This window comes from Streptomyces sp. NPDC006529, assembly GCF_040611795.1.
Taxonomy (GTDB): Bacteria; Actinomycetota; Actinomycetes; order Streptomycetales; family Streptomycetaceae; genus Streptomyces.
On the sequence record NZ_JBEXPB010000062.1, the window covers coordinates 1 to 12,192 of the forward strand.

The window sequence follows — 12,192 nt, forward strand, 5'->3', positions numbered from 1 at the left end:
CCGGTCCCCCGACCGGCCCCCGGAACCCGCGCGGCGCGTCCCCGGATGGATCTTCGGATCACATACTGGCGCCATGGGACTCCCTCACAAGCTGTCCGGCGCCGCGCGGGTATCGGCGTGGCTGGGCATCTGCGCGTGCCTGCTCGGTTCGGCGCCCGCCGGAGGCGGGGACGGGGACGCGCTCAGACTGGCGGTCTCGACGAACGGCGTGCCGGCTCCCGGGGTCCAGGTCCGGTCCGGACAGCAACTGCTCCGCCTCTACCACCTGCGGAACCTCGCGGAATACGGCCTGGAGAACGTAGAGGTGCGGGACCCGCAGGTCGTCGGTGGAACCGCGCGGTGCCCGAGCACCTCCTTGGCGCCCCTGGGCACGATGACCTGCCGTGCGACGCTTCCCGCCCTGGCGGGACGTCATACCGTCCGGGTCGCGGCGACCGGTGTTCCGGCCTGGGAGGGGTACCACTCTCCCCGGGCCTCCGCCCCCGCGGGGTACGACGCCCACGCCTCGACGCTGACCCTTCTGCGATCCGCCTCGCAGAAACGTCTCTCCTACCGTCTGGCCTACGCGGGCCCCGCCGACCTCGAAGGCGTGCGCCTGCGGGACCCGCTCCTGCTGACCGCCGGGCCGCTGACGTGTTCCACGGGGCCGGGCCTGCCCCGCCGACTGCCCGCCGGGGCCGGGGTCGAGTGCTGGGCCACCGCGCCGGCCCGGCCCGGCCGTTACGAGTCCGTCGCGGTGGCGTCCGGGACGACCCCGGACCGGGCCGTCTCCCCGACGGGGTCGATGCTGCCCCCGCTCGCCCTCACCGCCGAGGCGTCCGCCGCGTACTCCGTACCCGCTCCGCCCCCTCCGCCCGCGGCGCCCCGTCCGGCCGCGCCCGTTCCACCACCAGGGAGTCCACGGCCCCCCGGTGGTTCCCCGCCCCGCGGCACCGCCCCGGGCACCAGCCCGCCCCGCGGCCCGTCCGGCCGTACCACCCCACCCCGGGGAGCAGCGCGCCCGGGCCCCGGCAGCGTGCCCGCCCCCGCCCCCGGCGCCCCACCGCGCGGCGCCCGCGCCCAGCCGCCGGGGAACGCGCCCGGCGCGGCTGCGGATGCGGCTGCGGGTGCCGCGGCCGGTGTCGCCCCCGGCGCCGCAGCCGCTACGGCGGGCGTGCCCTTCGCACCGGGCGTCGCCGCGGCTCCCGGGACGCAATTCCTGGCGGCGGGGCCGGGCACACCGGCCGCGGCTGCCCCACCGGCTCTCCCACCGGCCGCCCCGGCGGCCGCTGAACCACCCACCGGCCCCACCACCCCCTCTGGCACCGGGCCCGTCACCCCACCCGCCACCCCACCGACCGCGCCGCCCCCTTCCGCCCCGGCCGCCCGTCGGCCCCCCGGCACGGCCCTGTCCGACGTAGGACCCCCACCGCGCCGCGAACCGCTGGCGGACAGCCTCGACTGGGCGTTCATCACCCTCCTGATCGTGCTGTTCCCCGCCCTTCTCGCCGCGATGAGCTCCACCTCCCGCACATCGAAACGGCAGGACGAAGGGGAAGGTGACTGAGGGCATGTTCGGCACAGGAATCCTGTACGCGCTCCTGGGCGCTGCGGCGGCATGCGGTCTGACCTGGGCCCTGTCCCGCAGCGAGGCATCCAAGAAGGCCCACCTGGAGGCCCCCGCACTGGGGTTCGTGGGCAGTGCGACGCTCGCGCTGTTCGTACTGACGGCCGCCTTCCTGGTGGCCAGTTCGTGGCAGCAGCGCAATGCCGCCACCGACCACACCTACCAGGAGGCGCGGAGCCTGGAGGCCGCCTACGCGCATGCCGGCGAACTGCCACCGGCCGTGCGCCGGCCGGCCCGCGAGCAGCTCAAGGCCTACACGCGGGAGGTGGCCGGACCCGAATGGACCCTCATGCGGAGCCGGGAGATGAGTCCGGCCGCCGCCGGCCTGCTCGACCGCGCGCGGCTGACCGTCGCCCGTGCGCAGGGTGCGAACGATGAACAGAAGAGCGCCCAGGACTCGGTCGCCTCCGCGCTGGACAGCGTGGTCATCGCGCGCAACCAGCGCTCCAGCGACATGCGGTGGGCCGTCCCGGATCCGATCTTCTACGCCCTGATCTCGACGGCCGTACTCGTCGTCCTCTTCCCGGCGCTGGTCGGCATCAATGCCGGCCCCCGGCACATGCTGGTGATGATCCTGCTCGGCACCGTCCTGGGTTTCGGCGTGTACCTGGTGTCGAGCCTCCAGCATTCCTTCACCCCGCCGCTCGGCATCGAGCCGGACGCCTACCGCCAGACGCTGACGCGTTACGACCAGCTCGACGCGGCCGCGGCGCCCGGGCCGCGAACGGGATCCCCTCCCGCACCCCGCTCCGGCACGACGACATGACGGTGGCCCGCCTCCCGTACGGACGGGATGACGGGCCACGCCACGGTGGTACCGCTACCAGCGGTACCAGCGGCCACCGCCCCCCGCGGGACGGGCGACGAAACCGATGAGCCACAGCACCAGAACGGCGATGGCGACCCACCACAGGACCTTCACGGCGAATCCCGCGCCGAAAAGGATCAGAGCCAGCAGAAGAACGAGAAGCAGGGGAACCATGGTTATCAACCTCCGAACCCTCGCGTGCCCGGCGTTCCCCCGCTCATGCGTTCGATCTTATGGGTTTCTTATCCGCCCTCGCGGGTAGCCGAGGACGCCCGGCAGCCCCGGGCGCGGGTGCCTGCGGGACCTGCGTCAGCCGGTGTTCGGGCGCCGCCGGTGGCGGAGGAACACGGCGCCGCCCGCGAGGGCGAGTGCCGCGCTGGAACCGCCGGTGAGGAGCAGGGTGGAGGACGGGTCGTCGGTCGCCGTGTGCGCGGAGCCGTAGCCGCTGGCGTACCCGTTGGTGTCGTACGCCGAGCCCGGGAGCTTGTCGGCGTAGCGGGCCTTGACCAGTTTCTGGTAGTCGCCGAGGGGCGCCGACGACTGGCCGCCCAGGCCTTGGCGGGCCTCGTCGTTGAGAGGTTCGACGGTGGTGAGTTTGAGCTGGTACCAGCCGCGGATCTGTGGCTCCGTGAACACGAGCGTGCCCAGGGCGGCCTTGCCGGCGTAGACGGCCTCGGTGTCTCCGTCGCGAATGGCGGCGAGGTGCCAGCCGCCGCCCTGGGTGGGGGCGAGCATGACGGTGGCGGTGCGGCCGTTGACGGTGGCGCTCAACGAGGAGACCAGCTGCGTCAGTTTGACCGCCTCGGTGGGGAGCGGTTTGGCGGTGCCCGCGACGAATGCGGGGGTGATCTCGTTCCGTGCCACCGGGTCCTTGATCGTGAAGGCCGGGAGGTTCTGGCACGGCTCGGCCGGTTCGGGAAGCGCCTGCACCGAGCCGCCGCCGATGTCGCCCGTGGGCAGCGGAGTGCTCAGGAAACGGCAGACGGCGTTGCGGACGTCGATCGACTTCACCGCGTTGAGGGCGGCCTGGTAGTCGGGGATGTCGACGGGGAGGGGGTCCTTGGCCACTGCCGCGTGGGCGGGGCCGACGACGCCCAGGAGTGCGGAGGCACTCAGTGCGATGACGAGGGACAGGCGGGAGGAGCGGGAGGCCGCCCGCATGCCGGACAGGTGGCGGCCGCCGGGGTCGCTGGTACAGCTGGTGTCGCGCATGTCGCCTGCCTTAGCGGGAGATGCCGATGCGGGAATGGGTCCACTTGGAGGAGCTGTTGCTCACGTAGTCGCTGTAGTTCCACCACGTGTACGTGGTGGTGTCCGGCCAGGGGTCGGCCACGGCGATCGTGCTGTTCGAGGTGTCGAAGCCGTAGACGACGTTCATGTGGCCGCCGCCCGAGGCCCACCCGATGCGGGCGCCGATCGGCCGGGCCGCCTTGACGTCGGTGTACACCTGGTTGAAGGTGGCCGCGCTGGCCAGGCCCGAGCCGGTGTGGCTCATGCCGAGGCTGCTCCAGCCCTTGGCCATGTCGTCGAGCGTGGCGGGCTGGTTGTTGCACCCGTAGGCGGGCTGGGCCCGGGTGCAGAAGTCGGCCTGGGTGGAGCCGTATCCCTGGAACTTGGCGATGGTCAGCCCGGAGGCGACCCAGCACCACTGGGTCTTCTCCTGCTTCAGCATGGTGATGGTGTCCTGGCCCGCTTCCGCGTGAGCCGTGCCTCCCATGGCCGCGAGTGATCCGACGGCGCTCAGCACGACGGCCGACGCTGCGGTCCGGTACCTGAATCTGCCCATGTTCCTGCCTTCCCCTGATGGGTGCATCGAGACGAGCGGGGCAATCTGGGAGGAATATGACAGCGCTTCATGCCCACGGCACGGGAGGCGCGGGCGAAGACTCCCCGTACGGGTGAGGGGCCGGGCATTCCCGGCACGGCACGCGCGGGGCGCCCCGACACTGGCCCGGTCGGGTGGCCGAGTGGAACGCGTGAGCACGGATGGGGAGCGTCATGACGAACGGCAGTGTCCTGCTGGCCTTGCGGGAGGACCCGCTGGGCGGGGGTGTCGGCGGCGAACAGCTGCGGCGCATCGGGAAGGAACTGGAGAACCGCGGGCTGGACGTGCGGTGGGCGCGGACGGTCGAAGGCGCCTGCGCGGTGCTGAGCACCGAGGCCGGCCTGTCGGGCGCCGTCGTGGCCTGGGACCTGCCGTCGGAGAGCGGAGCGGGGAGTTCGCAGAGCGGACCGGGGAGCGGGGAGGGCGGGGCGGTCCTGCGGCAGATCTCCCGGCGGTTCAAGGACCTGCCCGTCTTCGTCGTGATGTCGGAGACGGCCGACACGGGCCTGGACCAACTACCCCTGTGGGTCGCGGAGATCGCCGTCGGCTACATCTGGCCCCTGGAAGACACCCCCTCCTTCATCGCCGGCCGCGTGGCCCACGCGGCGCGCGCCTACCGCGAGGCGGTCCTGCCGCCGTTCTTCAAGGCCCTGCGCCAGTTCGACGACGCCCACGAGTACTCCTGGCACACCCCCGCGCACTCCGGGGGAGTGGCCTTCCTCAAGTCACCGGTCGGCAGGGCGTTCTTCGACTACTACGGTGAACGCCTCCTGCGCACCGACCTGTCGATCTCGGTGGAGGAACTGGGCTCCCTCTTCGAGCACAGCGGTCCGATCGGCGACGCGGAGCGCAACGCCGCCCGGATCTTCGGGGCGGACCGGACGTACTTCGTGCTGCACGGGAACTCCACCGCCGACCGCATGGTCGGCCACTACTGCGTCACCACCGACGAGATCGCCCTGGTGGACCGCAACTGCCACAAGTCGGTCCTGCACGGGCTGGTGATCTCGGGAGCGCGGCCGGTCTACCTCGTCCCGACCCGCAACGGTTACGGCCTGGCCGGTCCCCTTCCCGCCGACCAGACCCTGCCCGCCGCGGTCGCCGCGCGCATCGCCGGACACCCCCTGACCGCAGGAGCCACGTCACCGCAGGCCCAGTACGCCGTCGTCACCAACTCGACGTACGACGGCCTGTGTTACGAAACCCTGCAGACGGCCCGCGCGCTGGCTCCCAGTACGCCCCGGCTGCACTTCGACGAAGCCTGGTTCGCCTACGCCCGGTTCCATCCCCTGTACGCCGGCCGGTACGGCATGGCCGTGGGCCCCGACACCTTCGAAGGCGACGAGCGCCCGACGGTCTTCGCCACCCAGTCGACGCACAAGCTGCTGGCCGCCCTGTCGCAGACGGCCATGGTGCACGTGAAGTCCTCGCCGCGGGCGCCGGTCGAACACCACCGCTTCAACGAGGCGTTCATGATGCACGGCACCACCTCCGCCCTGTACCCGGCCATCGCCTCCCTGGACGTCGCCGCGGCGATGATGGACGGACCGCAGGGCGAATGGCTGATCCACGAGGCGGTCACCGAAGCGATCAGGTTCCGGCAGGCGGTCGTCCGTACCGGACGCCGGATCGCTGCCGCCGGCGACCGGTCGCCGTGGTTCTTCGGCGTCTGGCAACCGGATACGGTGACCGACCCGGCCGACGGGAGCACCGTCCCCTTCGCCGACGCCTCTCCGGCGCTGCTGGCCGCCGACCCCCGCTGCTGGGAACTCGACCCCGACGCACCGTGGCACGGCTTCCGGGGACTGAGCCGGGGCCAGTGCCTGCTGGACCCGATCAAGGTGACGCTGACCTGCCCGGGCGTCGACGCGAGCGGCGGGGCCGACGCGTGGGGCATTCCTGCCCGGGTCCTCACCACCTACCTGGCCGGCCGGGGCATCGTGGTGGAGAAGACCGACACCTACACCGCGCTCGTCCTGTTCTCCATGGGCATCACCAAGGGGAAATGGGGCACCTTGATGGACGCCCTCATGGACTTCAAGGCCCTCCACGACGCCGACACGCCCCTGCGGCAGGTACTGCCCCACCTGGTCGAGAGCCACCCGAAGCGCTACGGGCACCTGACGCTGCGGGCCCTGTGCCAGGACATGCACGAACACCTCACGCGCGCCGAACTGATCGACGCCCTCGACACGGCCTTCCAGCAGCTGCCCGAACCCGTCGTCCCACCGCAGGCCTGCTACCAGCAGCTGATCCGGGGCGGCACCGAACGCGTGCGCCTCGCCGACGCCGCCGGGCGCGTGGCGGCCGCCATGATCACGGTGACCCCGCCCGGCATTCCGGTGCTGATGCCCGGCGAAGCACTCGGAGCCCCCGGCGGTCCCGTCCTGCGCTACCTCGGGGCGCTGGAGGCGTTCGACCGGAATTTCCCCGGGTTCCACAGCGAGGCCCACGGAGTGTCCATCGACCCGGATACCGGCGACTACCTCATCGAATGCGTACGCGAGGACGTGGCGTCGCGGTGGCGCGGTTAGGGGGTGTCGTGCGGTCTGCTCCATGAGCAGGTGGCTTGTCCGTCGGCTCACCGCCCGGCGTCGGCCCCCCGGGTTTCGATCCGCCCGAGCGGGTGCGGGTCCGCCGCCAGTGCGTCCTGCGCCGCCTGCCACGACGGGTCGGCGGGGTAGAACTCGCTGCGCAGATAGGCACGGGTGAGCCGCTGGACCGCGGACACCCGGGCGGGATCCTCGTCCGTGGTCTCGGCCACGTCGTATCCGGAGATCCCGCCGAGGCCGTGTTCCGCGCCGAAGAGGGTCAGCAGGGATTTGCGGCCCGGGGAGAGGGTGTAGGGATCGGTGTGCCAGTCCGGGCCCCGGACCGTCAGGTGGGCGGAGGCGTCCTGGTCGCCGGCGACCACCAGCGCGGGCGTGGTCATGGTGGAGAAGTCCGTGGTCAGGAAGGCGGGATAGTTCTCCGCCACGAACGGGGTGAGGGCGTCGCCGCCCCGGCCGGGCGCGGCGAGCAGGATGCCCGCCGTGATCCGGGGATCGGCGAGATCCGCCTCCGTTCCGTCCTCCGGGTCGGTGAGCCGCGCACCCAGCAGCAGGCTTGCGGTGTGGCCGCCCATCGAGTGTCCGGCCACGGCGACCCGGCTCCGGTCCAGGCGGCCGAGGAGGTGCGGGACGGCGGTCTCGATCACGTCGAGCTGATCGATGATGCGTGACATGTCCTCGGCGCGGGACCGCCAGTACAGAGGTGCCCCGGGAGTGCCGGGATCCAGGCGCAGCGTCGCGGAGCCCAGGTGGGTGGGCTGGATGACGACGAAGCCGTGCGCCGCCCAGTACTGGGCGAGCGGCGCGTAGCCGTTCAGCGAGGAGAGGTGGTTCGAGGGGCCCATGCCGTGCGAGAGGAGGATGACCGGCAGCTCGCTACCGGTCAGCGGCGCGGAGACCCGTACCTGCAGGTCAACTGCCCGGCCGGGGGCGGCCAGTACGACCGGGCTTACCGATAGGACGGGAGCGGGCGGGCTGACGGCGCGGTCCGCGTAGGTCGTGTCGTTCATGATCCGGATGGCCCTTCCGTGGTGGGACGGCACGCTTCGGCTACACTCGGCCCGAAGCGGAACCTTGTTCCACTTACGATACGGAACACTGTTCCGTTTAGTCAACGGCGGGGAAGGAGAGCACGCGTGCCTACTGCGAGTGAGTCCGGAGGCGCGCCGCCGGTCCGGGGCAAGCGGGCCGACGCCGTGCGCAACCAGCAGGCGTTGCTCGACGCCGCTGCCGAGGTGTTCGTCGCCTCGGGCGTCGACGCACCCATCCGCGAGATCGCGGCGCGGGCCGGCGTCGGGCTGGGCACGATCTACCGCCACTTCCCCAACCGTGCGGACCTCGTCGTCGCCGTCTACCGCCACCAGGTCGAGGCCTGCGCCGAGGCCGGGCCGGCCCTGCTGGCCGGTGCGGCCGCTCCGCTCGAAGCGCTCCGCCAGTGGGTCGACCTGTTCGTCGACTTCCTGGTCACCAAGCACGGACTCGCCACGGCGATGCAGTCGGACAGCAGTGGCTTCGACGCGCTGCACGCGTACTTCCTCGACCGACTGGTCCCCGTCTGCGCGCAGTTGCTCGGCGCCGCGCAGGCTGCGGGGCAGATCAGGCCCGGTGTGCAGGCGTACGAACTGATGCGGGGCATCGGCAACCTCTGCATCGGGCGCGACGACGACCCCCGCTACGACCCGCGCCGCCTGGTCGGCCTCCTGCTGCGCGGGCTGGCGAGCGGCTAGCCGGGGAGATGCGGGACCACCGCCGCCGCCCGCCCTCGGTGTCGCTCGGCCGGGATATTCGGTGGTCGTTGTTTGCGGGGGTGTTCATACTGCCGCAATGGATCCGGTGACGATTGAGACCGAGCGTCTGCTGCTGCGGGCCTTCGTGCCGGCCGACGTGGATGCGGTGTACGAAGCCTGCCAGGACGAAGACATCCAGTTCTATACGCCGGTGCCGGTGCCGTATCGGCGTGCGGACGCGGAGAAACTCGTCGGCGAGACACTGCCCGCCCAGTGGGCCGAGGACAGGGACTACACCCTCGGTGCGTTCCGCAGGGACACCGGCGCCCTGGTCGGCTCGTACTGCCTGACCCTCATCAGCCGCGGCGTGTGGGAGCTCGGTTACTGGGCGGTCAAGGGACAGCGCGGCCGCGGGTATTCGGTGGAGGCTGCTCGGGCCCTGTGCGACTGGGGCTGGGCCACGCTCGACGTGCACCGCATCGAGTGGTGGGCCATGGCCGGGAACACCGGCTCGCGTGCCGTCGCCGAGAAACTCGGCTTCACCGTCGAAGGGACACTGCGCAATCGCGGAATCGCCAACGACGGCAAGCCGCACGACTGGTGGGTGGGCGGACTGCTGCGGCCCTGATGGTCGGTCCGGTGCTGCGAACGGCTGTAGCGAGCGAGAGACCTCCGTCCCGTGCGTGGCTGACTACGACGAAGTTGTCCTTCACCCGTCCTTCTTTACGCCTTCCTGCCTTCCCGCCTTCACGAGGAGATCGCCATGGCCGCCCAGTCCTTTCCGCCGATCGAGCCGTACGCGCACGGGCTCCTCGATGTCGGTGGCGGCAACAGGATCTACTGGGAGACGAGCGGCAACCCCGACGGAAAGGCGGCTCTGTGCGTGCACGGCGGGCCGGGCAGCGGGGGGCGCCGCAGCGGCCGCACGATGTTCGACCCCGAGGTCTACCGGATCGTCGTCTTCGACCAGCGCGGTTGCGGGGAGAGCCGTCCTCACGCCTGCGACCCGAACGTCAGCCTCGAAGACAACACCACCCACCACCTCGTCGCCGACATGGAGCGGCTGCGCGAGCACCTGGGCATCGATCGATGGCTCCTCTACGGCGGTTCCTGGGGTTCCACGCTGATCCTCGCCTATGCCGAGCGCCACCCCGAGCGGGTCTCCGAGATCGTGATCGTCGGCGTCACCACGACCCGGCCCGAGGAGACGGACTGGCTCTACCGCGGCGTCCGGCGGCTACTGCCCGGCCCCTGGGAAGCGTTCCGCGACGCGCTGCCGGAGGCGGACCGGGACGGCAATCTCGTGGCCGCCTACAACCGGCTCGTGAACCATCCGGACGCGGCGGTCCGGGACAAGGCCGCGCGGGACTGGTGCGCTTGGGAGGACGCGGTGATCGCCCACGAGGTGCTCGGCAAGCCCGGTGCCTACAGCGCCAAGCCGGACGACGCCCTGATGGCCTTCGTCCGGATCTGCGCCCACTACTTCGCCAACGACGCCTGGCTGGACGACGGACAACTCCTGCGCGACGCAGGGAGGTTGGCCGGCATCCCCGGCGTGCTGATCCACGGCCGGCTCGACCTGGCCAGCCCGCTGACGACCGCGTGGGAGCTGGCCAAGGCGTGGCCGGAGGCAGAGCTGATGGTGATCGAGGACTCGGGCCATACGGGCAGCCCCGCGATGCAGGAAGCGATCCTCAAGACGACTGAGCGGTTCGGCAGCAACAGCCGCTGACCCGCCCGGTATCAGCCACATGGTCGGCCGATCGGTCCCTGGTCCGGCGCGGCCCGCGCGGGACAATCGAGGTATGCCCCTGTCGAGAATCGCGTTGCCCGTTGCCGTCGGCGCCGTCCTGGCCCTGGTTCCCCTGGCCCGTCCCGGCGCCGTCGCGGACGACTCGTACCCGGCGTCCTCGGCGTCCTCGGCCGCCTCGGCCGCCTGCAAGGGAGCCCGTACCTGTTACGTCGACGTGTCCGTCGCCCAAGTCTGGGAGAGCCCCGACAAAGTGCGGGCGGTCGACGCGAAGGCGCTCACCAACCCGGTCGACATCCGGGGCTGGTTCGCCGCGATGGCCCCCGACATCAACCTGCGCCGCGACGTCCCGGGTGAGACGCAGGCCCTGTACGGGGGCCGGGTCACCGTGGTGGACACGATGACCAAGGACGGCGTTTTCTGGGACAAGGTGGTCGTCCACGGCCAGCCCACACCGCGGAACACGGGCGGCTACCCCGGCTGGGTCCCCGACCGGCAGCTGACGAAGCTACGGAAGAAGGCCCCGGCCGGCACGACCGCGCAGCGCATCACCAGCCCGACCGCCTGGGGTTACAGCTCGCGTCAGGCACTGGCGGCGGAGGCGCACTCCAGGGGCGCCACGGAGTACTCCTTCAATACGGAGTTCGCCGTGAAGCCGGTCGCGGGTGCCCCCTTCCTCATGGAGGCCCGCGCCAACGACGGCACCCCCGTCTACTTCAGGCGCGGCGACCTCGCGAAGGTTCCGGCATCCGGGGTGACCGGGGCCGACGTGGTGGCCCAGGCACGCAAGTTCCTGGGCCTGGAGTACCTGTGGTCCGGCACGGCCGGCTTCGGCTACGACTGCTCCGGACTGACGAGCCAGGTGTACTCCCTCCTCGGGATCACCATCCCGCGCGACAGCCAGCCGCAGTTCGACGCCGGCGGCGGCGCGGCGCCCGCGGGCTCGGCCCAGGGCGAACGGATCACCTCGCCGGCGGACCTCCGGCCGGGCGACGTCGTGGGCTTCGGCACCAGCACCACGAACGTCACGCACATCGGCATCTACGTCGGCAGGAACGCTCAGGGCGAACCGATGATGATCAACTCGCCCAAAACCGGGGAGAAGGTCCGGGAGGAGCCCCTGTCGAACCGTCCGTTCGTGGGCGCCACCCGCTTCATCAGCCCCTGATCCGCGCCGGGCGGGGACCGGGGCCGCCCGCCATGACGTGGCCTCGGTCCCGGTCGTCAGCGTTTCACGGGCCGCCGCGGCCGCCGGCGCCGCTTCTCGTACGCCTCCCGGATGCCGCCGGCCAGTCCCATGAGCATCGCTACCCCGACCATCCCCTCGGCCGCGGTACGCAGCCCCCGGCCGTGGACGTCACCGGCCGCCCGCGGGGAGACCTTGCCCTGCGGGTCGTACAGCACCGCCAGGGATTCGCCCTCCTTCGCGAGCCGACCGGGGACGTCCAAGTGCTTCGGGCCGCCCGCGGGGCAGTCCAGTCGGTGGTCGTAGGAGGTCCGGGTCGTGGAGGTCGGGTGGCCCTGGGCGTCCGTGGAGGACTCCGTCCAGGTGCGCTCGGTGACCTTCAGCACGACGCAGCGGATCTCGACGCCCCGGTCCTCCAGTGCGCTGTGCCCCACGGACACGAGTGCCAGGAAGGCGCCGATGCCGGCGGGGAGGGCGGACAGCGCGACGAGCGGGGCCCGGCGCCGAGCGGCGCGGGCGGCGTGCCAGCCCAGCAGGGCCGGCGGGAGCAGCAGGCCGGCGAGGATGAACCCCCAATTGCCCAGTGACCCGTACGCCGACCACCGGGCCACCCCGAACGCCAGCGCCGCGCTGAGCGGCGGCGCGGCCAGCGCCACTGCGGTCCGCCACAGCCCGCGCGCCCAGCCCCCGTGCCAGCCCGCCATGCCGGCCCCCCGCCGCTCGTTCCCGTGCGTATCAGGT

The 12,192-nt window shown here is 72.0% G+C and carries 12 protein-coding genes; 7 read left to right on the forward strand and 5 right to left on the reverse strand.

Annotation, left to right across the window (positions count from 1 at the left end):
• Positions 1-73 precede the first annotated feature (73 nt).
• Both ABZY31_RS28495 and ABZY31_RS28500 read left to right on the forward strand, forming a co-directional pair.
• Positions 74-1,546, forward strand: coding sequence for a hypothetical protein (locus ABZY31_RS28495; protein ID WP_356415838.1), 1,473 nt, complete (start codon positions 74-76; stop codon positions 1,544-1,546).
• A gap of 4 nt (positions 1,547-1,550) precedes the next feature.
• Positions 1,551-2,372 carry a hypothetical protein gene (locus ABZY31_RS28500; RefSeq protein ID WP_356415840.1) on the forward strand — a complete coding sequence of 274 codons (822 nt, stop codon included), beginning with the start codon at positions 1,551-1,553 and terminating at the stop codon, positions 2,370-2,372.
• Between the two features lie 54 nt (positions 2,373-2,426).
• Here ABZY31_RS28500 and ABZY31_RS28505 read toward each other — a convergent pair whose 3' ends face one another.
• The 3 genes from ABZY31_RS28505 to ABZY31_RS28515 form a co-directional block, all read right to left on the reverse strand.
• Entirely contained in the window at positions 2,427-2,588 is a 162-nt protein-coding gene (locus tag ABZY31_RS28505) for a hydrophobic protein (protein ID WP_190183959.1), read from the reverse strand.
• A gap of 135 nt (positions 2,589-2,723) precedes the next feature.
• Entirely contained in the window at positions 2,724-3,626 is a 903-nt protein-coding gene (locus ABZY31_RS28510; protein WP_356415842.1) for a hypothetical protein, read from the reverse strand.
• Between the two features lie 10 nt (positions 3,627-3,636).
• Entirely contained in the window at positions 3,637-4,200 is a 564-nt protein-coding gene (locus tag ABZY31_RS28515) for a papain-like cysteine protease family protein (protein ID WP_356415845.1), read from the reverse strand.
• A gap of 212 nt (positions 4,201-4,412) precedes the next feature.
• On the opposite strand from ABZY31_RS28515, the gene ABZY31_RS28520 reads away from it, so the two are divergent.
• A complete protein-coding gene (locus ABZY31_RS28520) occupies positions 4,413-6,773 on the forward strand; it encodes an Orn/Lys/Arg decarboxylase N-terminal domain-containing protein (RefSeq protein ID WP_356415848.1) in 2,361 nt (786 codons plus the stop codon).
• Positions 6,774-6,820: 47 nt separating this feature from the next.
• Here the strand turns inward: ABZY31_RS28520 and ABZY31_RS28525 are convergent, their stop codons facing one another.
• On the reverse strand, positions 6,821-7,798 hold the full coding sequence (locus ABZY31_RS28525; RefSeq protein WP_356415850.1) for a chlorophyllase: 978 nt from the start codon (positions 7,796-7,798) through the stop codon (positions 6,821-6,823).
• A 126-nt stretch (positions 7,799-7,924) separates the two neighbouring features.
• On the opposite strand from ABZY31_RS28525, the gene ABZY31_RS28530 reads away from it, so the two are divergent.
• The 4 genes from ABZY31_RS28530 to ABZY31_RS28545 all read left to right on the forward strand — a co-directional run bounded on the left by ABZY31_RS28530 (position 7,925) and on the right by ABZY31_RS28545 (position 11,433).
• A complete protein-coding gene (locus ABZY31_RS28530) occupies positions 7,925-8,515 on the forward strand; it encodes a helix-turn-helix domain-containing protein (RefSeq protein ID WP_356415853.1) in 591 nt (196 codons plus the stop codon).
• Between the two features lie 97 nt (positions 8,516-8,612).
• Positions 8,613-9,143 (forward strand): GNAT family protein, encoded by a 531-nt coding sequence (locus tag ABZY31_RS28535; RefSeq protein WP_356415856.1) that lies wholly within the window; start codon positions 8,613-8,615, stop codon positions 9,141-9,143.
• Between the two features lie 135 nt (positions 9,144-9,278).
• Positions 9,279-10,247 carry a prolyl aminopeptidase gene (pip, locus tag ABZY31_RS28540; RefSeq protein ID WP_356415859.1) on the forward strand — a complete coding sequence of 323 codons (969 nt, stop codon included), beginning with the start codon at positions 9,279-9,281 and terminating at the stop codon, positions 10,245-10,247.
• Between the two features lie 73 nt (positions 10,248-10,320).
• Positions 10,321-11,433, forward strand: coding sequence for a C40 family peptidase (locus ABZY31_RS28545; RefSeq protein WP_356415862.1), 1,113 nt, complete (start codon positions 10,321-10,323; stop codon positions 11,431-11,433).
• Positions 11,434-11,489: 56 nt separating this feature from the next.
• On the opposite strand, the gene ABZY31_RS28550 is transcribed toward ABZY31_RS28545, so the two are convergent.
• A complete protein-coding gene (locus ABZY31_RS28550; protein WP_356415864.1) occupies positions 11,490-12,155 on the reverse strand; it encodes a hypothetical protein in 666 nt (221 codons plus the stop codon).
• Between the last annotated feature and the right edge of the window lie 37 nt (positions 12,156-12,192).

What these genes read in the sequence shown, in the direction of transcription:
- ABZY31_RS28520 (WP_356415848.1), top strand. Translation starts at nt 4,413, where the DNA reads ATGACGAACGGCAGTGTCCTGCTGGCCTTGCGGGAGGACCCGCTGGGC.
- ABZY31_RS28505 (WP_190183959.1), bottom strand. Translation starts at nt 2,588, where the DNA reads ATGGTTCCCCTGCTTCTCGTTCTTCTGCTGGCTCTGATCCTTTTCGGC.
- ABZY31_RS28535 (WP_356415856.1), top strand. Translation starts at nt 8,613, where the DNA reads ATGGATCCGGTGACGATTGAGACCGAGCGTCTGCTGCTGCGGGCCTTC.
- ABZY31_RS28545 (WP_356415862.1), top strand. Translation starts at nt 10,321, where the DNA reads ATGCCCCTGTCGAGAATCGCGTTGCCCGTTGCCGTCGGCGCCGTCCTG.
- pip (WP_356415859.1), top strand. Translation starts at nt 9,279, where the DNA reads ATGGCCGCCCAGTCCTTTCCGCCGATCGAGCCGTACGCGCACGGGCTC.
- ABZY31_RS28510 (WP_356415842.1), bottom strand. Translation starts at nt 3,626, where the DNA reads ATGCGCGACACCAGCTGTACCAGCGACCCCGGCGGCCGCCACCTGTCC.
- ABZY31_RS28550 (WP_356415864.1), bottom strand. Translation starts at nt 12,155, where the DNA reads ATGGCGGGCTGGCACGGGGGCTGGGCGCGCGGGCTGTGGCGGACCGCA.
- ABZY31_RS28525 (WP_356415850.1), bottom strand. Translation starts at nt 7,798, where the DNA reads ATGAACGACACGACCTACGCGGACCGCGCCGTCAGCCCGCCCGCTCCC.
- ABZY31_RS28515 (WP_356415845.1), bottom strand. Translation starts at nt 4,200, where the DNA reads ATGGGCAGATTCAGGTACCGGACCGCAGCGTCGGCCGTCGTGCTGAGC.
- ABZY31_RS28495 (WP_356415838.1), top strand. Translation starts at nt 74, where the DNA reads ATGGGACTCCCTCACAAGCTGTCCGGCGCCGCGCGGGTATCGGCGTGG.
- ABZY31_RS28500 (WP_356415840.1), top strand. Translation starts at nt 1,551, where the DNA reads ATGTTCGGCACAGGAATCCTGTACGCGCTCCTGGGCGCTGCGGCGGCA.